Source organism: Hyphomonas johnsonii MHS-2, assembly GCF_000685275.1.
In the GTDB taxonomy this organism is placed as follows: Bacteria; Pseudomonadota; Alphaproteobacteria; order Caulobacterales; family Hyphomonadaceae; genus Hyphomonas; species Hyphomonas johnsonii.
The window spans coordinates 532,453-556,318 of the sequence record NZ_ARYK01000001.1 but is presented as its reverse complement, the minus strand read 5'-3'; the positions used below and the strand labels follow the sequence as shown (position 1 = coordinate 556,318).

Sequence of the window (23,866 nt, the reverse complement as noted above, 5' to 3'; positions counted from 1 at the left end):
GGAAAAATAGGCCAAGGTCGCCTTCTTTGCATATGATCGCCAATGGACACGATCTGTGAGACTAGGCAGCATTGAAGGGGCGATGGGTGAAAGATGGCATCAGGTAGCAATAAAGCAGTAGCGATCAGCGGAGTCGGACTTTGCGCGCCAGGTCGCGAGAATGTCCGGCCGATCATGAGCGTGATGCTTGATGCTGTGGACGAAGCGCTTGCCGGTGCAGGCCTGACGCTTTCAGACATTGACGGGCTTTCCACGTTCCCAAGCACCTACAATCTCGGAGCCGGCGCGAAAAACGATTCTCCGATCGACGTGATTGAGCTCAAGGAGACGCTAGGCCTCGACGTCAACCATTTCTCCGGCAGCACAGAAGGGCCTGCGCAGTTCGCGTCGATCTTCGAGGCGATCGGCGCGATCATGTCGGGTCAGGCGACCCATGTGCTCTGTTACCGGGCACTGGCCCAGCATACCCAACAGCTGATCAATCGCACAAAGCCACGCAAGGAAGCCGACGGATACGAGCGCGTATCCGGCAAGTGGGTGTATCATCGGCCTTTCAACGTGGTCTCGCCGGTCGCGCCGACAGCAATGATGTTCCGTCGTCACTGCCATGAGTTCGGCACGACGAAGGAACAGCTCGGCGACCTGGTCGTCAACACACGGGCCAATGCCGTCAGGAATCCGCGTGCAATCTATCGCGACCCAATGTCCAAGCACGACTATCTGAACGCCCGCATGATCTGCGATCCGCTGGGCCTGTTTGATTGCGACGCGCTCCTTGACGCCGCAACCGTTGTAATCGTCTCTAGACTGGACGCCGCACGCGACCTGAAGAAGCCGCCTCTTGTCATTGAATCCTTTTCCGGACGGATGGGCGGTCGATACAGCTGGGACCAGTTCGAGCCCAAATCCGGCATGATGGCGCTGGAAAACGGGCCACATCTCTGGAAAGGCACCGACTTCTCTCCTTCGGACGTCAAGGTCGCCAACCTGTATGATGGTTTCAGCCCGCAGACCTTGATCTGGCTGGAAGCCCTCGGGTTCTGCGGACGCGGTGAAAGCGGGCCATTTGTCGAAGGCGGGCGCCGTATCGCGCTGGACGGGGAACTGCCGCTCAACACCGGTGGAGGTCAGCTCTCAGGCGGGCGAATGCATGGCTTTGGCCTCCTCTGGGAGACCTGCATCCAGATGTGGGGCGAAGGCGGAGACCGGCAGGTCCCGGGGGATGTAAATCTCGGCGTTGCCGCGGCGGGTGGCGGCCCGCTCGCAGGATCGATTCTTCTTCGCCGAGATTGAGGAAGCTCCGCCCTGCCTCGGAATTTCTTCAGCTTGGGCCGGCAGTTGAAGCGCCGTCAGTTTTCGATAGGGTCTCGGCACAAGGGAGAGGCCCAAAATGAGGGCATATGAACACATCAGCTATGAGACTGAAGGGCATGTCGCGATCATAACGATCCGCCGCGAAGCTTCGCGCAATGCCCTTGATGACCTGGCCAATATCGAGCTGGGACGAGCCTTCGATCATTTCGCGCAAAACGACGACGCATGGGTCGCGATCATCACGGGCGCCGGCGACAAGTCGTTCTGCGCAGGCAATGACATGAAGAAGCGTGCCGCGGGCGCGACGTTGTCGAAAGACAAATGGTCAGGCGGTTTTGGCGGGCTGACCACACGTCACGACCTGTTCAAGCCCGTGATTGCCGCCGTCAACGGATATGCGGTCGGTGGAGGGGTGGAGATAGCGCTCGCTTGCGACATCGTCATCGCTGCCACGCATGCGACCTTCGCCATGCAGGAAGTCAAGTTCGGCCAGCTTGCCGGCGCGGGTGGCGCGCATCGCCTGCCGCGCGCGCTGAGCTGGCAACGCGCTATGGAATTGTTGCTGACAGGTCGTCCCATCAACGCAACGAAAGCGCTCGACTGGGGCCTCGTGAACGAAGTCACGTCGGGTGATGACCTGATGACTCGCGCGAAGGCCTGGGCGCTCGAGATTGCCGGCAACTCGCCCCTTGCTGTGCGTGCCACCAAGGAAGCAGCGTCAATGGGGCTCTCCTGGGCGCTTGAAGACGTCATCGATCATTCCTTTCCCGGTCGCGACGCGTTGCGCGCCTCCGCCGACTTCAAGGAAGGCCCATGCGCGTTCGCAGAAAAGCGCAAGCCCGTATGGACCGGCGCATGAGCGGACGATTGGCAGGCAAGACGGCGCTGGTCACCGGGGCGTCGCGCGGGATGGGATTTGCCATCGCGCAACGCTTCGTCGCCGAAGGTGCAAATGTGGCCCTGGTTGCGCGCGGCAAGACGGAATTGACTGAAGCAGCAAGCAAGATAGGCGCGAACGCCGCAGCCTTTGTCTGTGATGTCAGCGACCCCGCATCCGTGCGCGAGGCATTTGCTGCCGTCCGCTCCCGCTTTGGCCGCCTTGATATTCTCGTCAACAATGCTGCGCTCGCCACGCCCAATCCGTTGTCGGACGCTCGCGACAGCGACATGCAAAATGAAGTTGCCGTCAACATTCTCGGACCGATCTATTGCGCGCGAGAGGCCGCCTCCCTGATGCGAAGGAACGGCACCGGCGACATCGTCAATATCAGCTCGGAATCGGTCAATCACCCCTACCCCCATCTTGGACTCTACGCAGCAACGAAATCGGCCCTGGAAACGCTGTCAGCGGTGATGCGTCAGGAGTTCGGGCCGGAAGGCATTCGCGTCACGACCTACCGCTCCGGCAACGTGCGCGGTACGTTCAGCCGCACATGGACCCCCGACGCAAAAGCGCGCGCAAGAGAGGCTGCGCGGTCGGCTGGTTTCTATGCGCGCTCCGGCGGCCAGATCGAGCCTGAAATCCCAGCCGAAATGATTCTGAATATCGTTACGCTTCCGCGCGAAGCGCAGATCGACCTCGTTGAATTGCGCGGCGCGGCACAACTTCCTGAAGGATAAGTCATGAGCCTTAATCTCCAAACCAAACTCTATGTCGGCGGTGAGTTCATCAATGGTGGCGACGGGATCGAAGACGTGGTCAATCCTGCCACGGAAGAAGTCATCGGCCACGCGCCTGTTGGATCAATGGCTGATGCCGAAGCAGCCGTGAGTGCGGCCTACGACGCGTTCCAAAACGGCCCCTGGCCCCGCATGGGCCGACATGAACGCATTTCCATCATGCAGAAATTCTATGCTGCGCTGGAACGCCGCAAGAATGAGATCGTGGCTCTACTCATCGCCGAAGCGGGTGCGACAGTCGCGCTTGCCACCGGGGCACAATGGTCAATCGGCCTCAAGCATTTCCGATACTACATGGAACAGGCAGCGATCGATCACACCAAGATGACACGGCTCGAAGTGACTGGCAGCACGGTGGGGACGAGCGTCGTCCGCTATGATCCCGTCGGTGTCGTAAGCGTTGTGACACCCTACAATTATCCTTTCATGCTGAACCTCGTAAAGATGGTGCCCGCCCTCCTGATGGGCAACTGTGTTATTCTCAAACCGTCACCCTACACGCCTTTTGCCGGCACGCTTTTCGGAGACATCGCCGAAGAAGCCGGCTTGCCGAAGGGTGTGCTGAACGTGATGACCGGCGGGCTCGAAGTGAGCCGCTTCCTGACATCCGACAAGCGCATCCGCCTGGTCACCTTCACCGGATCGGACGTCGTGGGCGCAGCAATCATGCAGCAGGCCGCGCCGACCCTGAAGCGCCTCGTCATGGAACTCGGCGGCAAGTCCGCGATGATCGTGCGGCCGGACGCGAACATGGACCTGGCGGTGCATGCCGGTCTTCGGGGTTTCACCTCTCACGCCGGACAGGGCTGCGCGCTCAACACCCGCCATCTCGTGCACAACTCGATACGCGGCGAATATGTCAGCCGGTTGAAGGAAATGGCCGGGCACGTGAAGCTGGGTGATCCGGCTGACGCAAGCACGCAGATGGGGCCACTCATCCGGTCCATCGCAGTCGAAAGATCGGAAAAATATACGCAACTCGGGCTTGATGGCGGCGCGAAGCTGATGACGGGCGGAAGGCGTCCGGTCCATCTTTCCAAGGGCTATTTCTTCGAGCCGACCTTCTTCGACGACGTCGACAATTCAAGCGCCATCGCACAGGAGGAAATTTTCGGTCCGATCGCGTGCGTCATTGGCTATGACACCGACGAGCAAGCCATCGAACTGGCCAATGACAGCGAATTCGCGCTCGCAAACTACATTCTCTCTGCAGATGTCGGCAGGGCCTACGAAATGGCCCAGCAGATTCACACGGGCCGCTGCGCGATCAATGGCGGCGCCGGCACGCAACTGTCGGACGAACCTTTCGGTGGAAACCTGCGGTCGGGTTTCGGGCGGGAGAATGGACTCGAAGGGCTGCTCGAATTCACCAACGCCAACACCATCAGCTTTCATGCGGCATGACGAACCGGCTGGACGACGAAGCACTCATCGCCGATCCATCGCCGCTCGTTCCGTGGTTTGATGCACAACTGGGCGGACAATCGCGCGACCTGACGCTTGAGAAAATTTCCGGGGGTGCCAGCAACAGCCTGTTGCGGGTAACCCGGGGTGCCAGGCAATATGCCCTGCGCCGTCCGCCTGCCGTTTCGAACGACAAGACGTCGCACAATATGGACCGCGAATTGCGTATTGCGCGTGCCCTCAAGCAGACTGACGTTCCCCATGCGCGCCTGGTCGAGGGCACAGTAGATCCGGAATGGATCGGAGGACCGTTCCTTGTCATGGACTGGATTGACGGTTTCACGCCACGTGACCCCATGCCCCCGCCATTCGCCACCGACCCGGACAATCGCCGTGCGCTCGGCGACGCGGTGATCGACGCGCTGGCCGCCATATCACGTGTCGACTGGCGGGCGGTTGGCCTTGACGACTTTGGCAAGCCGGACGGCTTTATCAGCCGCCAGGTTGATCGCTGGAAAGGCCAGTTCGAGCGCAATCGCACACGCGACCTCGTCCAGCTCGACCTGATTGCCGCCTGGCTGAACGCCAATCAACCCAGGAACTCCACGCCCGGACTCATGCATGGGGATTACAGCTTCGCAAACGTCATGATCGCGCCGGACACCCCGGCCTGCGTGGCGGCTGTCATCGACTGGGAGCTGTCAACAATCGGCGACCCTCTGGTTGATCTTGGTCACCTCCTGTCGAGCTGGGCGGACGATACGAGCGGCCCCACCTGGGCCTTCTACATTGACTGGCACACGGGCTTTCGCAGCCGGGCCGAGGCCGCTGAACGCTATGCCAGGGCAAGCGGCCGGGACGTCAATGCATTGCCATTCTACATGGTGCTCGCCCTGTTCCGGCTCGGGGTGATCCTGGAGGGCAGCTATGCCCGCTATGTGCGGGGACAATCCGATAATCCGCGCCACGCCGCTTTCGAGCAGCGCGTTCCCGATATCCTCAATCAGGCCGTTCGCCTGATCGACCGCAACTGACCAAAGGAGCCCGATCAATGTGGAATTTTTCGACTGATCCGGAATTTCAAGAGAAGCTCGACTGGATGAAGGAGTTTGTCCACGCCGAGGTCGAACCGCTGGACCTCGTATTCAACGAACCCGGGCATCACCACAACGTCACTGACAGGCGCGCAATGGCAGCAGTCCGTCCGCTTCAGCAGCAGGTGAGAAAGCAAGGCCTATGGGCCTGCCACCTGACTCCGGAACTTGGCGGGCAAGGGTACGGACAGGTCAAGCTCGCGTTGATGAATGAAATTCTTGGCGGCACGAACTGGGGACCGCGCGTCTTCGGCTGCCAGGCCCCGGACAGCGGGAACGCGGAGATTCTCGCCCATTTTGGTACAGAAGCGCAGAAGGAAAAATATCTCCAGCCTCTGCTGCAGGGCGATATCACATCCTGCTATTCCATGACCGAACCACAAGGCGGCTCCGATCCGCGCGTGTTCGAAACGACAGCAGTCAAGGATGGCAATGACTGGGTCATCAACGGCAAGAAGTGGTTTTCATCACAAGCGCGTTGGGCCTCATTCATCATCGTCATGGCCGTCACTGACCGCGACGCCCCACCATCCGACCGCTACTCGATGTTCCTCGTCGAACGAGGCACGATGGGCGTCAACATCATTCGCAATTCGGGCCTTGCCGGTGAAAGTGAGGAAAGCGGTGCACACGCCTATATCCATTATGACAATGTCCGTGTTCCGGCAGACGCAATCCTGGGCCAGGAAGGCAAGGCATTCGACGTTGCGCAGGTCCGCCTCGGCGGTGGACGCATACACCACGCAATGCGCACCCTCGGCGCAGCCACCAAGGCGTATGAAATGATGAAGGAGCGCGCGGTGAGCCGGTTCACGCAAGGGTCCGCGCTCGCACAAAAGCAGTCCACCCTGCAATATATCGCGCAGTCCTATGTCGAGTTGCTGCAGTTCCGCCTGCTTGTCCTCCACGCCGCGTGGACAATCGACCAGGGTGACAAGGAAAGTGGCCAGATCGGTATCGGTTCAGCCAAGATCATGAGCCCCAGGATCCTGCAGGACATTGTCGGCCGTGCAATCCAGCTGCACGGCTCGCTCGGGATTTCGAACGAACTGGTTCTCGGCCAGTACTGGATCAAGGCCGCCGCCCAGGGACTCGTCGACGGCCCCACGGAGATTCACGAGATCAAGCTCGCGAAGCGCCTCCTGAAGGACGTGAAGCCTGCCAAAGGTCTCTTCCCAACCGAGCACATTCCCACACGGAAGGCCGCCGCCTACCAGAAGCTCAAGCCATACCTCGAGATGAGCAAGGAAGACCTGGCATGACCGAACGTGCAGACACCGGCACCAACGCGTATTCGCAGTGGGAGCAGGATACCCTCCCCTCACCCGCAGAATTGTTCGACATGTCGGGAAAGGTTGTCCTGGTCACCGGTGGCAGCCGCGGCATGGGCCGGGCCATGAGCCTCGCCTTTGCGCGGGCCGGCGCAGACGTCGTTGTCGCGAGCCGGAAGATCGAAAGCTGCGACGAGGTCGCGGAGATAATCCGGGCCATGGGCAGGCGAGCGTTGTCGATCGCCTGCCATGTCGGCAAGTGGGAGGATATCGAAGCGATGGTCGCGGCGGCTTATGCCGAGTTTGGAAAGCTTGACGTGCTGATCAACAATGCCGGCATGTCTCCAGCGTCACCGTGCTCTGCGGATGTATCTGAAGCATTGTTCGACAAGGTGGTGGACGTTAATTTCAAGGGCCCGTTCAGGCTGACCGCTCTGGTCGCCGCACGCATGGCCGAAGCGGGTGGAGGGGCGATCATCAATATATCCAGCCTCTCCGCGATCAGGCCCCAGCCAACCGTTTCCGCCTACGGCGCCGCAAAGGCCGCGCTCAATGCAGCAAGCGTCGGTATCGCCATGGAATATGCCAGCCGCAATGTGAGAGTGAACGTGATTGCGCCGGGCGCCTTCGCGACCGATGTGTCCAGGCATTGGCCTGACCCTGAAAAAGTGCGCAAGCGTGCGGCGATGGAGCGCGTGGCCGACCCGCGCGAAATCGTGACCGCCGCGCTCTACTACGCCAGCGACTTTTCCGGCTTCACCACCGGGGCGAACCTGCGAGTGGACGGGGGCAGGTTGTGAGGCAAGGTGAGACTGGCAAGTGACGGGCGCTGGAATCGCACCGGACGGCACCCCGTACCGGGATTGGGGTCGCATACCGGATGATCACGCCAGGGCCGTCTTGGCCATGTCCCTCCACGGGACTTAGATGGATCAGGTTCCCCGGGAGATTTGCGGCATGGCCGATGAAAAACCGAACATCTATTCAGACCGGTTCAGCGGAAAGCGTGTTCTGGTGACAGGTGGCAGTCGCGGCATCGGCGCGGCAATCGCCCGCAGGCTCGGCGCAGAAGGCGCACTGGTCGCCATTTGCTACAGGACACGCAGTTTCGAGGCCGAACAGATCGCGCAGGCCATCGTCGACAATGGCGGACAAGCATTCACGATCCAGGTCGACCTCGAGAAAAGCGGGTCCGCGCAACAGATGCTCGAAGCATGGGATGAAACCACGCGCTCACTTGTTGGCGACAATCGGTTGGACGCACTGGTCAATTGCGCTGGAATTACGTCTGCCGCACCCCTGACCGAGATCTTCGAGCACGCCTATGACCGGATCATGGCGATCAACACCAAGGCACCTCTTTTCGTGAGCGCCGAGGGCGCAAAACGGATGTATCAAGGTGGACGAATAGTCACCATCGGATCCGGCGCGGCGACGCAACCGGGCTCTCTCAACGGCGCCTATGGCATGTCCAAGGCCGCGCTGCTGGCAATGACGCGTTCTCTCGCGGTCGAACTTGGCCCCCACGGCATTACCGCCAATGTCGTCGCGCCTGGCTATACGAAGACCGACAATACCGCCCACATGCTCTCGGTCCCCGACTTTGCAGAGAAAGTGAAGCGCGTAACCGCGCGCGACCGCCTTGGCATGCCCGAAGATGTCGCGGCGCTGGTATGCTGGCTCGCGTCAGACGATTCCGGATGGGTTACCGGCCAGTGGATCGAGGCGAGTGGTGGCTACAAGATGGTGCCACCGATCTGAACGCCCCAGGCATTGGTCCGCGGTTCCGCGATTGCGCTTCGCCCTGAGCGTTTAGTGCATCGGCCTGGTTGAAATTGAGGAAAGCGACAGCGCAGCCGCGACTCGTCCAGTCCCGCATCTCGTTCGTTCGAAACTAACTACAAGGATGCCTGGTGCCGCAAGCGTTCGCCGGCCCCTTGCGGAAGCCGAGCTATCACGCCTGCGGCCGCGAGCGGCAACAGGGCGATCACCGGGTAGGCAAGCCAATACGTCGAAAGGTCATCGGCCCCACCCGCGACGGCCAACAGGCCTCCTCCGAGCGTGTAGCCAAACCCGAGGCTGAGTTGCTGAGCGACAGAGAAGAGGACGGAGGCGTGGCCGATTTCCGCACCTTTCTCGACATCCGCATAGGACAGTGAGTTGCCTGACATGAAGAAGCTGGCGCGGATCAGCGCATAACCAATCATGAATCCTGCCATCAGCCAGACGGGTGTGCTCGTCTTGAAGAACGCCGGACAGATTGTGACAATGGCGATCAGTATCGACACATTCATCATGACGGAACGGAATCCGAACCGCCTCAGCATGTAGGGAGTCACAAAGCGTGCCACGACCGATCCGATGGCGCCGGCCGCCGGAACTTGTGCGGCCGCAAGCGGCGACAAACCGAGACCAAGCTGCAAGTGCAAGGGCAACACCAGCACAAGTGCTCCCATCGACACGCGTTGAATCCAGGTCCCCGCAAGGCTCAGCCGCAGCGTTGCATGGCGCAACACCCTGAGATCAATGAGCGGCTCGGTTGCATGCAGTGAGTGCCGGATGAAGGCGCCCACAAGGAGCACTGCACCGAGGATCGCTCCAACACGCACGCCTGGCCCATATCCGGCGAGAAAGCCTGTATCCAGCAATCCCAGGACAGACAGGATCGCGCACGCGCAGAGCAGGTATCCCACGAAGTCGAATGCCCGTCTTGGCTCCTGCTCGATCCGCGGAACGACTCGCAGGATCGAGAAGATCGCAAGCGCGGCCACAGGCACGTTGATGAAGAATATCCAGCGCCAGGTCGCAAATTCGATCAACAAGCCGGCAATGGGAGGCCCAAACAAAGGGGCCAGTATGGCCGGCAGGACGAACCAGATCATGGCCTTGACCAGGGCTTCCCTGTCGACAACCCCGACCATTATCGTCCGGCCAACCGGGATCATCATTGCTCCCCCCACCCCCTGCAGCGCTCTCGAGGCCACAAGTGCTGGAAGGCTTCCGGCCATGCCACTGCAGACCGACCCGGTCACGAAGACCAGGATGGCCGCGATGAATATGCGGCGTGCACCCATCCTTGCAGCCAGCCAGCTGGACACCGGCACCAGGGACGCGACCGTCGCGGCGTAGACCGTCAAGGTCAACCGCATATCGCTCGGAGACACACCAAGATCTCGCGCAATGGTCGGAATGGCCAAAGCGAGTGCAGACGAATCCATCAGCTCCATGAACAAGGCACTGGCGATGACGATCGGGACAATCCTGTTGCGTGACAGCAACCCCCTTCGGTCCTGTCGCGCCACCTCGATTTCCTCTCCGGACTCCTCGCGCGTCACTGTCGCAGACTCAAATACCCAGCATTTTCTTCAGCTCCGGCCGACTGACCTTCAGCGAGATCGTCCGAGGCAGGGAGTCGACGACACGATACTCGACCGGCACCATGTAGGATGGGAGCGTGCGCTTGAGGAAGGCATCCAGAACCTCCTTGCTCGGCGCGTCTCGCACCCCGTCCGGCAATTCAATAGCCGCGACAGGAACCTCTCCAAGCCGTTCGTCCTTCATCCCGACGATGGCTGCATCGCGAATGCCTGGGTGCTTTCGCAATTGCTGGACGACTTCTTCGGGCAATATCTTGAACCCGCCACGATTGATTGCGTCATCGGCACGCCCTTCAAGAAAGATGAAGCCGTCCGCATCAATGCGGGCAAGGTCGTTGGTGCGTATCCAGTCCGGACCGTAACGGTCTGACTTCACTTCAACGATACCGGTATGGTCGGCAGAGAGGGGCTCGAACGTCTCTGGGTCGACCACCCGGATGTCCACATCCTTCTTGGACCGTCCGACACTGCCACGCTTCTGCCTGGAAAACTGCTTGTGGTCCTTGAGGGTCCAGCCGGCCAGCCCTCCAATGAACTCGGCGGCACCATAATCGACCAGAATTGCACAATTGAAACGCGCCTCGAAACGATCCTGGACATCGATTTCAAGCGGCGCCGTCCCGGACCGAATGGCGATCAGGCTATCGAGCTTTTCAGGCGGCACGTCTGCGTCGAGCACCATGCGGATCATGGCCGGGACGAGACTGGCTGCTTTCGGCTTGTATTTGTCGACGGCATCGACCCATTCCGGAACATTGAATTTCTCGAACAGCACTAGAGGGCGGGCCTGATACAGCGAAAACAATAGTCCGAACAAACCGCCCGCATGGCTGAAGGGCTTGAACAGCAGCGCAGGCGAACTCTTCAGCGTGAGTTCCCCCCGCCCTTCGGCCTCTTTCTTCTGATCGCCCGCCCCCAGCGACGGCATCAGGATGTCTTGCTTGACCGGGATACGTTTCGGCGCGCCAGTCGTCCCGCTGGTCAGGCGCTCCAGCACATAGTCGGGCATCGGCTCACGGTGCGGCCCAGGCCCGGGCCGTTCGAGCCCCGGAACAAAGCGGACCGAGAACGGATGCTGGCTGACTTCAATTCCGATGCTTCCGGCTTCGCGCGCCGCATCAACAACTCCTTCGCCCGCCCAGTCATCCGGATCCCCAATAACCGCCTTCAGCTTCTGGGCGTCGATATCGTCTCGGAAGTTGGCCACCGAATAGGCGGGCCGCAGGGGCACGACCATGCGCCCAGCGCACACCAGCGCTATGAACGACGCAACGGCCGGCGGGCGATTGCGAGCAGCCCAGCCGACAGGCGCATCCCGCTCGATACCCGCATCTTGAAGGAGCCGCTCGACGCTGCGAGCAGCCACCTCCAGGTCATTCCACGTGATGCTGGTGCCCTGATACTCGATCGCCGTCGCTGCGGGATCAAGCGTCAGGACCGCTTCCAGCCGTTCGGCGAGAGTTTCGTCTTTCAATTGAGTCATGGCCAGCTTTGTGCACCGGCGGAATTCAACCGTCCAATTGCTAAGTATCGTAATACGGGACCATCAATCCTAGATCGGTCCGGCTTGCTGAACCCTCGGTACCTGGAAGGCGTTGAGAAGCACGCGCATGACCGAAACCAGCGCGATCGGCTGGTCGACCATCACATGATGATGGGCGTGCGGAATCTCCACAAATGGAGTTCCGGCAGGCGCAACCGCCTTCTTCGCCTGCCATATCTCATCGGTCACGCTTTGCGTCAGTTCACCCCGCACGAACGCGAGCGGACATCTTGCATGCGGGATCAGCGGCAGCATGTCCGGCTCCAATTGCGTCTTGCGCCGAAAGTCGAAGTCCTGGCGAAACCGCCAGCCATCTTCGGTTTCGACCACCGCCCCTTCGGCGAGCATGCGGATGAAAAAATCATTCTCGACCGGCTGCTGGGGAATCAAACGGAACCGCGCGATGGTGTCGTCCTTTTTGGGGTGGACGCGGAACCGCGGCGCCGGCGTGGCTTGGTTGCCCCATTTGGCTTTCAACCGCATGCGGCTGTCGATCAGGATACCGCCAGCGAACCGGTCGCCGTGATCGATCAGGAGCTGCAGCCCCAGGAATCCACCGAAGGAATGCGCCCCCAGGAAGGGGCGCTGTTCAGCATCGAACAAGCCTGCATCTGTCGCGACGCCGAGCGCCTCGTCCAGGAATGTCGGTATCGGATAAGCATCACGCCAGTCGGACGTCCCCATTCCTGACCAGTTGAACGTCGCGACGCGATAGTCCCGCGCCAGCATGGACGCGAGTGGCCGCCACCACCCCATATGGGCACCATTGCCGATCAGCAGCAGGAGGCCTGGCTTGCCACGCTCGCCCCACGCCGCCCATTCGATCCGCGCCCCGTCGACGACGATCCAGCCGCTTTCCGGCGTGTCGGCCATCGCCTGCAAATACCAGCTCGGTTCCTGGGTCAAAGCGCGGGAAGCCCTGGAATGGTCAGGAAGTCCGGCAAAGCGTGCCGTGTAACCTGTTCGGCAGGCAACGCGCGCTCCATGATTGTCGTCTGGATCCTGCGCGCAAACCGCCATCCTTCTGGCAAGCGCGCCACTTCGTCCTGATAGACGCCGATCATCGTCATCCAGGTGCCACTCTCTGCCACTTGCTTGGTCTCGGAAAACCACCACCGCGCCGTCGCCTTGTCACCGTCAAGATGGACCACGCCACTATGGATCATCTGACACAGGAAACTGCGTTCCCGCTGCAGGCGGAGGTAGCGCTTGAGTATCTTGCTTTGTCCCTGCACAGGGTCGCCATGCCCCGGCTTTTCGATGATGCCATCGGGGGCAAGCACTGCAGCCATTCCTTCCGCGTCGCGCCGGTTGACAGCATCCGCATAGGCCGCAGCAAGCGAACGGATCGCCAGTTCGTCGTCAGCAGCAGTGCTCATCAATACGCTCCTCAGTCACGCATGCCGATCAGGCGGTTGCCACCGCGGAACCAATAGGCCCCGCCATCTACCGGAAGATTGGTGCCAGTAATGAATTGCCCTTCATCTGACAGGAGGAACGCAACGGCGTCTGCGATCTCGGCAGGCTGGCCGAACCGGCCCAGTATGGTACCGGCCTTCTGCATTGCTTCGATCTCTTCTTCTGTCTTTCCTTCGACGGACTTTGCGAATGTCGGAGACCAGGTGCTGCCGGGCGTAACAGTGTTCACGCGGATATTGTATTTTCCCATCTCCATCGCGACGATCGCGCCGAGATGGGACAGCCCGGCCTTGGACGCCCCATACCCACCGGTGTTTTCGGAAGCCCGCATGCCCGAAACCGACCCGATATTGACGATTGCCCCCCTGCCACGTTCGATCATGAATGGCAGCACGGCCTGCATTGTCAGAAACGGCGCCTCAAGGTTCATGACCAGATTGCGCCGGAACTCTTCCAGCTTGGTGTCAAGAATTCCGCGACCGGAAAAGTGCCCCGCATTGTTCACCAGGCCGTCGATCCTGCCATGCCGTTCACCCACGTCGCGGATGACGGCGGCGACCTGCTCCGGATCACTCACATCCATCACGACCGACTCTGCCGATCCGTCTGCGGCCGCCAGTTCAGACACGATGCGATCCAGCTTGTCCTTTCTCCTGGCGGCCAGCACCACGTGCCATCCATCTTGCGCCAGGCGCCGCCCGATCGCCTCGCCCAGCCCCTGACTCGCCCCCGTCACGACGGCGATGCTGCCGGGTTCGACACGCTGACCTGCCCGATTCATCCGTCTGCCAACCTGGCTGTGCCGGTCAGCGCCAGGCCGGACGGATTGGTAACCGAGAGCTTTGCCTCATCACCCTGCACTGTCGCTCCGAAGACCAGTTCTTCGCCGTCGAAGCTCGGGCTGGTCGCGCGAAAGGCGAACGCAGAAATACGCCTGCCGCGGGTCACGTTCTGAAGGTGATCGAAGAGGAGTGTTGCGAGAAACGGGCCATGCACGACAAGCGCCGGATAGCCTTCTTCATCCCGTGCATAGTCCCGGTCATAGTGAATGCGGTGCGCGTTGAACGTCAGCGCGCTGTAACGGAACAGTTCAACCGGTCCCACCACGCGTGAGTGCACCTCTTGCGCCGTGAAATCTGGATCGATCGATGGCCGTTTTGCGGGCTCCGCGCCCGTATGTGCCCCGCGATATACAATGTCCTGCTCTTCCGCGATCAGCAGCGGACCGCCTTCGCCGGCCCGGATCTCATGTGCGACAGTGCAGAAGACGAGATCGCCGCCTTTCCCGCGCTTGGCGACGGCCTTCTCCAGACGCGACTTTCGGAAAACCGGCATACCCGGCTCAAGTGCCCGCTCGAATCGGATGCGACTGCCCGCCCACATGCGACGCGGCAACGGAATGTCCGGCAACAAATCGTCTGGGCCGCGGACCGGATGCCCGTCTGGCCCGATATTCGACTGGCGCTCATCGGGGCGAAACAGGAGAAAATGCCCGAGCGGCGGAATGGCGTCGGAAGGCGTCCACGAGCGGTCAAGCAAGGCAGCAAGCCGTATCAGGCGCTCCGGATCGACAATATCATGCGCACTCTGCTCGCGGCCAATAAACGGGGTCAGGTCGTACTGTTCGCTCATTTACACCATTGCCCGATATCGACGGCGACACACCCCGGCACTTCGACGGCGTGCACCTGAACTCCCATGACCGGCAGCAGCCTTACACAAGCCCCTTCCGCTTGCGGCGGCTTTCCGACACTTCACCCGCCGTTCTGGGAACGAAGGTCTTCGCGACCTGCCCGGATGTGATCGCCTTGCCGTCTTCGCCATGCTCGCGCGCGTCCTTGCCGCCCAGTGACTTTACGCCTGTGTCGACGTGCGCCGCCTTGGCCCGCAGGGCGCCGACAGTACAGTTCTCATGCCCCAACTCGGCAACCGGGTCCATGTTATAAAACCGGTACGCGTTCTGGTGGGTTACCTTGTTGATAACCGCGTCAGGCATGTCCTTCACGTTGTCCCAGAGGTCTTCGGGAACATACGGCCAGGTACAGTCGGAGTGCGGGTAATCGCATTCGTAGGAAATGATGTCCTCACCGACTGCCTCATAATTCTGGCACCCAAAATGGTCGTCAATGAAGCAGGTCAGGAAGTGCTCACGGAAAATCTCCGAAGGCAGCTTGCCGCCAAAATCCATACGCACCCAGGGACCATGGTGCTTGTGCGTGAAGTCAGCGCGCTCAAGCAGGTAGGGCACCCAGCCAATGCCACCCTCGGACAGCGCGAATTTCAGGTTCGGATAGCGCTGCAATGCATTGAGGTGAAGAAGGTCGGCAGCGTCCGTCGCGATTGCCATGGGCATGGCTGTGATCCAGGCGGAAATCGGTGACAGGTCAGAATTGGCCTCCGGTGCCATACCAGTGCCGATATGACAGCTCAGCGGAATGCCTTCATCATCACACAGCTTCCAAAGCGGCTCGAAATACTCGTCATGGACCGAAGGCAGGCGATTGCGCGCTGCCGGATTGGCCGGAAAAAAGAACGTCTCGACACCCTTCTTCGCAACCCGCTTGGCCTCCTTGATAGTTGCGTCCATGTCCCAGAGGGGAAGCACGGCGCCACGGAAGTAGCGGCCCTTGTAGGGGCCACACCATTCATCGATGTGCCAATCATTGTACGCACTCATCACGCGCTTGCAGTTTTCCTTGTCCTTCGCATCCCAGAACCAGCTGCCATCGAATCCGGCAAAGGTCGGGAACATCAGGGCCGTCATCTGCCCCATCGCATCCATGTCTTCGATGTGGGCATCGCGATCCCAGACGCCTTTCCGCATCTGGTCGATGTTCATCGGCTCCATCCCGTATTCTTCCTTGGGACGGCCGACGACAGCGTTGAGCCCGATGGCAAAAGTCCGCTTGTCTTCGTGCGCCCAGTACCAGGATGCATTGCCGAGCTCGTCGGTCACATACTGTGGCGCGAGATTGCGGAATTCCTTGGACAGATGTTGGTCGAACATTGTCGGTGGTTCGATCACGTGGTCGTCCACACTTGCGATCACCATGTCTTCCATATTCATGAGAATCTCCTACCCGTCCTGCTTTTCCGCGGCTGTGCAAAGGCACGCCATTGAGTTCCGATGACTCCAACAACTAACAATTCGTCAGTTATTATGCAAGCCAATAGCTGATGCTTAATCAGTTATTTCCGCCCCGTTCTGCCCCTCCCGCAACCAGGCGGCCATAGGCCGGCCAGCTCGCCCAGTGCGGTCACGATGGTCCCGCCGCCACTCACCTGTTTCACCTGGAGCGGTCATTCGCTTCTTTCATCCACATGGGCGAGACACTCGCCATTGATGGAGCCGATCCAAAGGCGTCCATCGACAATGATTGCCGACGTGCTGTCCCCGAATCCCGTCGTCACGTCCCGGTCCCAGGTCTCGATGATCGTCAGCGTGTCGGGGTCGATACGCGCGACCGAATAGGACCGTACGCAATAGGCCGGCGCATCCATTTTCGACATGCAGGCGAACAGGTCTGAAACCTCGGTTCTTTGACCAGCGGCCAGCAAGGAACCGTCGGGTGCCCAATGCAGATTGTCCGGCAGGAAATCGAGTGTGGCATGCGGCACGGTTTCCCGCCCCTGGCGGTCGACCCGCCTGAGGGTCCGGTCACCCCACCCTGCAAGGAACACCACCTCACCATCAGGCGACACGGCGATCCCGTTCGGGCCGGAAATGGCCGGCGTCGCGCGGTGCGCAATGGCGCCACCCGCCTGCCACTCATAAACGCCCCCGGCCGCAGCCGCAGAAGCCAGCTTGCTGATCCGGCTGGACCAGTCACCATCGCCCTTATCGTAGAGAGACGTGAACAAGAAGCCGCCATCTGGCAGTCCCGCAACCGAATTTGCTTCGATCCCGTCCGGCAGGGCAACACACCCTTTCCAGGAAACCACCGGTCGTTTCGAGCGCATGCTGATGTCGAAAAGCTCGATCGCCTCTCGTGCACCGTGGCCGACGACATAAAGCCTGTGAATGCCGTCCTCGCCGGCGACGATCGATATCCCATGAGTCACCAGGTTCGCCGGATCCGGCGGACGGCACTCTGTCACCGCCTCTTCGTCGCCAAGGGCGGAAGGCGCACTGTCCTGTGCGATCAGAACCGGTTCGACTGTGTGGGTCTTTGCGTTGACCAGGAACAGACCACCCGCAGAGCCGTCGTGCGGCATGCTGCTGGTCACGATCCAGTCTGATCCTGGAACAGACACAAGATCTTCCGGCACAGGAATGCCGCAAACCTTGGCAAGGGGCTCCTCCCCGCCGGAATCGGCAGGCGTAACCTGGGCGGAACAAGCCGCACCGGTCAGGACCAGCAGCCAGGAGAGGCCATTGAAAAGTGAATCGCCTCTTGCCATCAGACTGTAACTACCTTGTGCTCGACATACGCGTCTATGCCCTGCGCGCCGAATTCCCGCCCGACCCCGCTCTGCTTTCGGCCCCCGAAAGGCGCGGCGAAGTCAGGAGCCGCGCCATTGATCGACAGCGTACCAGCGCGCAGCCTGCTCGCGACATCCAGCGCGCCCTGCAGATCACCGGACCAGATACCGCCCGCGAGTCCGAAAGGGCTGTCATTGGCAATCGCGACAGCTTGCTCGACACCGTCATACGGAATGACCGACAGGACCGGCCCGAAGATTTCCTCTTGAGCAATCTTCATCTTATTATCGACATTGGAGAAAACGGTCGGGCGCACGAATGCACCGTGCTCGCCACCTTCCGGCTTGCCCGGCCCACCCGCAGCAAGCGTGGCACCTTCGGCAATGCCCGCATCAATGTAACTGGAAACGCGCGCGCGCTGGCGCTCGGAGACAAGCGGCCCAATGAAGGTTTCGATATCTCGGGGATCGCCAATTTTCAGGCGCGCGACATCCGCGACGAGCGCATCGACAAATGAGTCGTGGTTCGACCGCGGGACGAGGATACGCGTTTGCGCAACGCAGGATTGCCCGGCATTGATCAGCCCGGAGTATCGGATGGTGCCGGCCACCATGCTGAAGTCTGCATCCGGCAGGATGATGTTCGCCGACTTCCCGCCCAGCTCCAGGCTGATGCGCTTCAATTGCGCGCCGGCTGCCGATGCAATTCGCTTTCCGGCAGCGGTCGATCCGGTGAAAGCGACCTTGTCGACATCAGGATGTGTCACGAGATACTCGCTGACCGTGCGATCGGCGACGAGGATGCTGAGTACACCTTCGGGCAGGCCAGCCGCGGCAAACATCTCACCCAGGAATTGCCCATCCAACGCCGTTTCGGGTGCGAGCTTCAAGATAACCGGGCACCCCGCGAGCAGGGCCGGGAAGAGTTTTACAAGAGCAGACTGGTGCGGCGCATTCCAGGGAATGATGGCTGCGACGACTCCAACGGCTTCACGCCGCCAGACAGTGTCCGTCTGGCCGCCAAAGGACGGTCTCCGCACGTCCCATGGATACGCCTTTGCTGCCTCGAGATAGGCAGCATTCTGCTGTGCAATGCCCTGCTGGACCGCCAAGGCAAACCAGAGTGGAGACGCGTTCTCTCCGCATATGAACGTCGCGAACTCCTCGCAGCGCGCGGCGTGGAGGTGCGAGAACTTTGCCAGCACGGCCTGGCGTTCCCCTGGTGTTGTGCGCGGCCATGGCCCTTCATCGAAGGCTCGCCGCGCAGCCGCCACAGCCATATCGACATCGGCGCGCCCTGAAAGCGGCACCGTCCCCACGAGTGCGTTGTCGTAGGAGAACCGCACCTCAAGCACGTCACTGGTGCACGGAACGACGCGCTCGCCGCCAATGAAGTTCCTGTCGAAGTCAACCATCCCGGCCTCTACTGGGCGACGCGGGGTGTGCCCGCATGTGTGAACAACCCGCTGATCGCGCGGCGATCCAGCTTCATCGCTGAATTGCGCGGCAGTGAGTCTACGGCGATGACCTGAACGGGCACGAAATAGGCAGGCAGGCTGGCCCGTACGAAATCCTGGATTTCGGAGGCGTCAATGGCGGCGCCTCGCTCCAGTTCGACAGCGGCAACGGGCACCTGCCCGAGCCGCTCATCGGCGATACCGACAACGGCGGCATCATGGATCAGGGGGTGCTGTCGCAACACCTCGGCAATTTTCGTCGGCGACAGCTTGAATCCCCCGCGAATGATCGCGTCATCCTTGCGACCGTGCAGGGTCAGGAACCCCTCCTTGTCGACACAGCCCAGGTCGCTCGTCGGTATCCATCGCTCGCCAACCCGGGGCACCCGGAATTCGAGAATGCCGACTGCCCCTTCGCCGGTGAGAAGCTCACCTTCGGGCGAGCGGACACGCGCCTGCGCGATCCCCGGATTGATGCGTCCGACCGCGTCCGGCCTGCTCGCAAAATAGGTCCGGAAATCGTCCAGCGACCAGGCTGCAATCGCGCCGCAGAACTCTGTTGCACCATAATTTCCCAGAACGGGAATATCGTATGCGTCCGAAAATGCCTGGCGATCTTCCTTGCGCAGCGGCGCAGTTCCCGACCAGACGCTGACCAGTGTCTTCATCCGCTCAGGGCGGATCTTCGCCGCCAGGACCATTCGCAGCATGCTCGGAGGCAGGCCGGTCGTTACCAACCCGAACTCTTCGACAGTCCGGGCCCAGGCTTCCGCATGGAACTTGCCCAGTATGACGGTCGCCCTGCCCTGCGCCGCAGCGCGCAGCAGGGTCAGCGCGCCGCCAATATGCGCCAATGGTGAATACTGGATGAGCGGCGGCCAGGAACCACCGGAGAGTCGTCGGTCGCCGAATCCCGCATTGATCAGTTCGATTTCGGAGATCGCGCGTGAGAGGATCGAAAGCGTCAGATGGAACGGCTTTGGTTCTCCCGTCGTGCCGCTGGTCGAGACGATGATTCCATCACGCGGTTCGCATTCTGCACCACTGGTCGCCACATCTCCTTTCCAGCTCAGCCTCCCGTCACGTTTCAAGACAAGCACAGGGTCGGTCCGCAACGCCGCCCCAGCGACAGGGTCATTTTCCTCAAACAGCATCGCTTGCGGCTGGAGCGCGCGTGCAGACGCCAGCGCTCCTTCGACGGAAACATGCGGATTCACAATTTGCGCGCACCGGCCGCTGCAGATCAATGCAAGAACCGCCACGGCGCAGGAGATGGTATTTCGGCCAAGGACTGTCACCGTCGCCCCTGGCATGACCCGGGCCCGCGTGAGGTCTTCCTCAATGGTCCTGACCCTGGACGCGAGGTCGTCCCAAGTCAGCTCTTCGCCCCTCGCCGAAAGCGCCAGGCGCCCACCGGACGCCACAGACTGACCGATGCGCTGAGGGAGCCCCTCATGGGGGAGCAAAATTTCCGACTTCATCATCCCTCCCCTTCCTGCCGGCTGGAGTCAGAAATCACGACGCATCAGCCGATAGTGGCTAAAGGTGCGAGCCAGCTGACCCAATCCATGCATTCGCCAGGGCCCATATCATCTTCACAAATCACGGGGCCTGACCAATCAGCGCTATCGACCGATACCATTTCGGGCGCCCCTGGGCACTGACACCATCGTGCGGATTGATGGGCAATCACCCTCAATGACACCCGTTCGACGGCACCACTTGCGCATCCCTGACCGTCACCCTGTCCCGCACATGAAGCAAACGGTGCCGGGTAACGGAATGGAGGCTCCGCCAGGCACGTCAGGAAAGTGCCTTCAGAGGCATGCCTGTATTCGCCAGATCGCCCGGTGGCGGCGCAGCCCGCGTCTCGACCAGCTTGCGCCCCTGAGCATAATCCCTGACCGCGTTGACGCAGTCGAGCGCGATGACGTGGCCGTCTTTGAGATAGATGATCGAAAAGCCACCCGCCTGCGGATCACCCCGCAGGATGGCCGTATCGTGGCCTGCCGAGAGACCCACAGTCTGCAGCTTCACATCGTACTGGTTGGACCAGAACCACGGCGTCGCTGAATATTGCACCGGATCTCCAGTAATGTCGCGCGCCACGATCCCGGCCATATCATTGGCATTCTGCACGGACTCGAGCCGGATGATCGCCCCGTCTGCAAATGGGTTGGCGTGGGCCGCGCAATCCCCGATCGCGTATATGTCAGGCAACGATGTGCGGCAGCGATTATCGACTTTCACACCATTGGGGCAATATGTACCCGCTTCGGCGAGGGGCTGCACTTCGGGGACAATGCCAATACCGACAATCACCATGTCGCAAGGTATGACACTGCCATCGTCCATATTCACACCGGTGACGTTCTCTCCGTCGCCGGTGAAGCAATCGACCTTCGCCTCAAGGCGCAGGTCCACTCCATGTCCGCGATGCAACTCATGGAAAAATATCGAAAGCTGCTCCCCTGCAACCCGCGCAAGGACTCGCGGCAGGGCCTCAAGCAGGACAACCTCGCAATCGAGCTTGCGCAGCACGGCTGCCGCCTCGAGTCCGATATAGCCGCCGCCAATTACAACCGCCCGCTTCGCGCCAGCATCGATCTGCGCCATCAGCGCATCGACATCAGCCTTGGTGCGCACCGCGTGAACGCCTTTGAGGTCCGCGCCTGAACAGGCCAGGCGGCGCGGCTGGCCACCCGCCGACCAGATCATCTTGCCATATTCCACACGCTTTCCGGATCCGAGCGTGACCGCGTGCGCCACTGGATCGACCGCAACGACTTCTTCGCCAAGCATCATGTCGATCTGCTTGTCACCCCAGAACGCCTCCGGCCGCAGAAGAATACGGTCGAACGGCTTCTCCCGTGCGAGATATTCCTTGGACAATGGCGGGCGCTCGTATGGCGGTACGGCCTCACTGCCAATCATCAGGATGGACCCTTCATACTGTCTTTGCCGCAACGCGATCGCCGCCTGCGCCCCGCCATGGCCGGTGCCGACAATGACAACATCCACCATATCCATCACGCTTGCCTGCCGCCCATGCGAACGGTCAAAAGTTCATCGTCCGGTGGGACCGTCGAGTCGAAACGGATATCATTGGCGGGCAGGAAAATGCTCATGGAAGGGCCTACGCATTCAGGTGTTTGACAGCGGCAATGCCTACGGGATGTGGTGCTGCGATAGACTCGATCGGGCCATCCTTCGAGTACCGAAATCCCCGTATTCAGGAGACTGGACAGGCACGACGCACTGTGCGAGCGACTAAGTCTTGATCGGCCTGAGACCGTTCGACTTGGTCATTCCAGCGCGGCGCCATTTTGTGAGACAGGCATTCGATGATTCAGAACCTGAAATCCTTCCTCTTCGTTCCGGGCGATAACCCGGAACGGATCGCCAAGGCGGCGCACACACGGGCGGACGCCGTTATCATTGACCTGGAAGATGGGGTTACCGCGGCGGCAAAACCCGCTGCACGGGCCGGGTTGCCGCAGGCGCGCAAGATCCTCGACCAGGCGGGCAAGTTCGCGATCGTGCGGATCAATGCCGAGAACGGGGCCTTCGTCGCCGATCTGGAAAGCGTTCTTGCCTGCAGGTTCGACGCGATCATGGTGCCCAAGGCCGACGCGCCGGAAAATCTGCAGCGCGTCACGCACACCATCACGGAGCACCCCGGAAGCAAAGCAGCAACCCAGCCCGGCCTGATTGCGCTGATTGAAAGCGCGCGGGGCGTCTTGGCGGCGGCTGAAATTGCCACGCTGCCCGAAGTCACGGCACTTGCTCTCGGTACCGAGGATTTTTCTCTCACGATGGGGGCGCCGCCGACACCCGACTTGCTGGACCTCCCGGTGCGACAGGTGGCGCTCGCCGCACGGGCTTATCAAAAGGCGGCACTGGCCCTGCCTCTGTCCATCGCCGACTTTCGCGATGCGGACCGGTTCTTGGCGGCAGCACGCAAGGCAGCCGCGCTGGGTTGCACGGGCGCCTTGTGCATTCACCCAAGTCAGCTTGGCCCGGTCAACACGGCTTTCGGGCCCAGCGACGCGGAAGTTGCTGAAGCAGATGCAATCATGAACGCATGGGCCACAGCCCAATCGCAGGGTATGGCAATCACCAAACTCGATGGAAGAATGATCGACGCGCCGGTGGTTTCGCGCGCGCAGGGCATTCTCCGACGAGCCGGAAGATCATCGCAAGTGGAGGATTTTGAATGAGCAAGCGTATTGTTGTTACCGGAGCAGCAGGCTTCCTCGGACGCGCAGTTATCGACGCCCTGAACGCAGCCGGCATGGAGCCGATCGGTATCGACCTCGCTGAAAGCGGCCCCGATTCAATCGCCTTTCATGGCGGGATCGATTTGACCGATGAACACGCCATCACGGCAGCACTCGATGCGATTGCAGGCAGCCAGGGTATTCACGGGCTGGTGAATGTCGCCGGCGGCTTCACCTGGGAGACGGTCGCTGACAGCAGCGCAAAGAGCTGGGAAAAGATGTTTCGCATGAATGTACTGAGCGCGGCCAATGCGTCACGCGCCGCACTCACGCACCTCAAGGAAGGCGGATCCATCGTGAACATCGGGGCTGCCGCCGCGGCGAAAGCGGCGGCTGGCATGGGCGTCTATACAGCCGCGAAATCCGGCGTCGCGCGCCTTACGGAAGCGTTGGCAGAAGAATGCAAGGATCAAGGCATCCGGGTCAATGCGGTGCTGCCGTCCATTATCGATACGCCAGCGAACCGAAATGAGATGGGCGATGCAGATGCGCACAAATGGGTCAAACCTGCCGAACTCGCCGCTGTCATCACATTCCTTCTCACCGATTCCGCCAGCGGGGTGACTGGTGCCTGCATTCCTGTCATTGGCCGGGTGTAGTGCGCC

Annotated in this window: 21 protein-coding genes; 10 read left to right on the top strand and 11 right to left on the bottom strand. The window is 60.9% G+C overall.

Going from position 1 to position 23,866, the window contains the following annotated elements; translation table 11 throughout:
- Window positions 1–174 precede the first annotated feature (174 nt).
- From HJO_RS02680 to HJO_RS02645, 8 genes are all read left to right on the top strand, one after another.
- The gene (locus HJO_RS02680; protein ID WP_051618039.1) at window positions 175–1,293 is read left to right on the top strand and encodes a thiolase family protein; all 1,119 of its coding nucleotides are present in this window, start codon (window positions 175–177) and stop codon (window positions 1,291–1,293) included.
- Window positions 1,294–1,390: 97 nt separating this feature from the next.
- Window positions 1,391–2,173, top strand: coding sequence for an enoyl-CoA hydratase-related protein (locus tag HJO_RS02675; RefSeq protein ID WP_035613231.1), 783 nt, complete (start codon window positions 1,391–1,393; stop codon window positions 2,171–2,173).
- The gene (locus HJO_RS02670) at window positions 2,170–2,934 is read left to right on the top strand and encodes an SDR family oxidoreductase (RefSeq protein ID WP_162173752.1); all 765 of its coding nucleotides are present in this window, start codon (window positions 2,170–2,172) and stop codon (window positions 2,932–2,934) included. Before HJO_RS02675 ends, HJO_RS02670 begins: the two co-directional genes overlap by 4 nt.
- A 3-nt stretch (window positions 2,935–2,937) precedes the next feature.
- Window positions 2,938–4,398, top strand: a complete 1,461-nt coding sequence (locus HJO_RS02665) for an aldehyde dehydrogenase family protein (protein WP_035613227.1) — start codon at window positions 2,938–2,940, stop codon at window positions 4,396–4,398.
- Window positions 4,395–5,432 carry a phosphotransferase family protein gene (locus tag HJO_RS02660; protein WP_035613224.1) on the top strand — a complete coding sequence of 346 codons (1,038 nt, stop codon included), beginning with the start codon at window positions 4,395–4,397 and terminating at the stop codon, window positions 5,430–5,432. Before HJO_RS02665 ends, HJO_RS02660 begins: the two co-directional genes overlap by 4 nt.
- Before the next feature lie 17 nt (window positions 5,433–5,449).
- A complete protein-coding gene (locus HJO_RS02655; RefSeq protein WP_035613221.1) occupies window positions 5,450–6,754 on the top strand; it encodes an acyl-CoA dehydrogenase family protein in 1,305 nt (434 codons plus the stop codon).
- Window positions 6,751–7,563, top strand: coding sequence for an SDR family NAD(P)-dependent oxidoreductase (locus HJO_RS02650; RefSeq protein ID WP_084141362.1), 813 nt, complete (start codon window positions 6,751–6,753; stop codon window positions 7,561–7,563). Before HJO_RS02655 ends, HJO_RS02650 begins: the two co-directional genes overlap by 4 nt.
- A 157-nt stretch (window positions 7,564–7,720) precedes the next feature.
- A complete protein-coding gene (locus HJO_RS02645; RefSeq protein ID WP_035613219.1) occupies window positions 7,721–8,524 on the top strand; it encodes an SDR family NAD(P)-dependent oxidoreductase in 804 nt (267 codons plus the stop codon).
- 137 nt (window positions 8,525–8,661) lie between these two features.
- Here the strand turns inward: HJO_RS02645 and HJO_RS02640 are convergent, their stop codons facing one another.
- From HJO_RS02640 to HJO_RS02590, 11 genes are all read right to left on the bottom strand, one after another.
- Window positions 8,662–10,041: an MFS transporter gene (locus HJO_RS02640; RefSeq protein WP_051618035.1), complete on the bottom strand. Its 1,380-nt coding sequence runs from the start codon at window positions 10,039–10,041 to the stop codon at window positions 8,662–8,664.
- 67 nt (window positions 10,042–10,108) lie between these two features.
- Window positions 10,109–11,623: a class I adenylate-forming enzyme family protein gene (locus HJO_RS02635; protein ID WP_035613216.1), complete on the bottom strand. Its 1,515-nt coding sequence runs from the start codon at window positions 11,621–11,623 to the stop codon at window positions 10,109–10,111.
- Between the two features lie 69 nt (window positions 11,624–11,692).
- Window positions 11,693–12,589, bottom strand: a complete 897-nt coding sequence (locus HJO_RS02630; RefSeq protein ID WP_051618031.1) for an alpha/beta fold hydrolase — start codon at window positions 12,587–12,589, stop codon at window positions 11,693–11,695.
- A complete protein-coding gene (locus tag HJO_RS02625) occupies window positions 12,586–13,062 on the bottom strand; it encodes a nuclear transport factor 2 family protein (protein ID WP_035613214.1) in 477 nt (158 codons plus the stop codon). The genes HJO_RS02630 and HJO_RS02625 overlap by 4 nt, the downstream gene beginning before the upstream one ends.
- 11 nt (window positions 13,063–13,073) lie before the next feature.
- Window positions 13,074–13,883, bottom strand: a complete 810-nt coding sequence (locus HJO_RS02620; RefSeq protein ID WP_051618028.1) for an SDR family NAD(P)-dependent oxidoreductase — start codon at window positions 13,881–13,883, stop codon at window positions 13,074–13,076.
- Window positions 13,880–14,734 (bottom strand): HTD2 family dehydratase, encoded by an 855-nt coding sequence (locus tag HJO_RS02615; protein ID WP_035613210.1) that lies wholly within the window; start codon window positions 14,732–14,734, stop codon window positions 13,880–13,882. Before HJO_RS02615 ends, HJO_RS02620 begins: the two co-directional genes overlap by 4 nt.
- A gap of 82 nt (window positions 14,735–14,816) precedes the next feature.
- Window positions 14,817–16,169: an amidohydrolase family protein gene (locus tag HJO_RS02610; RefSeq protein WP_051618026.1), complete on the bottom strand. Its 1,353-nt coding sequence runs from the start codon at window positions 16,167–16,169 to the stop codon at window positions 14,817–14,819.
- A gap of 233 nt (window positions 16,170–16,402) precedes the next feature.
- Window positions 16,403–17,503 carry an SMP-30/gluconolactonase/LRE family protein gene (locus HJO_RS02605; RefSeq protein ID WP_035613208.1) on the bottom strand — a complete coding sequence of 367 codons (1,101 nt, stop codon included), beginning with the start codon at window positions 17,501–17,503 and terminating at the stop codon, window positions 16,403–16,405.
- Entirely contained in the window at window positions 17,503–18,939 is a 1,437-nt protein-coding gene (locus HJO_RS02600) for an aldehyde dehydrogenase (RefSeq protein WP_035613205.1), read from the bottom strand. Before HJO_RS02600 ends, HJO_RS02605 begins: the two co-directional genes overlap by 1 nt.
- Before the next feature lie 8 nt (window positions 18,940–18,947).
- Window positions 18,948–20,462, bottom strand: a complete 1,515-nt coding sequence (locus tag HJO_RS02595; RefSeq protein WP_241764670.1) for a class I adenylate-forming enzyme family protein — start codon at window positions 20,460–20,462, stop codon at window positions 18,948–18,950.
- Window positions 20,463–20,784: 322 nt separating this feature from the next.
- Window positions 20,785–22,011, bottom strand: coding sequence for an NAD(P)/FAD-dependent oxidoreductase (locus tag HJO_RS02590; RefSeq protein WP_199285752.1), 1,227 nt, complete (start codon window positions 22,009–22,011; stop codon window positions 20,785–20,787).
- Window positions 22,012–22,325: 314 nt separating this feature from the next.
- Between HJO_RS02590 and HJO_RS02585 the strand changes: the two genes are divergently transcribed.
- A complete protein-coding gene (locus HJO_RS02585) occupies window positions 22,326–23,201 on the top strand; it encodes an HpcH/HpaI aldolase/citrate lyase family protein (protein ID WP_035613202.1) in 876 nt (291 codons plus the stop codon).
- A complete protein-coding gene (locus tag HJO_RS02580) occupies window positions 23,198–23,860 on the top strand; it encodes an SDR family oxidoreductase (RefSeq protein WP_035613200.1) in 663 nt (220 codons plus the stop codon). The genes HJO_RS02585 and HJO_RS02580 overlap by 4 nt, the downstream gene beginning before the upstream one ends.
- Window positions 23,861–23,866 lie beyond the last annotated feature (6 nt).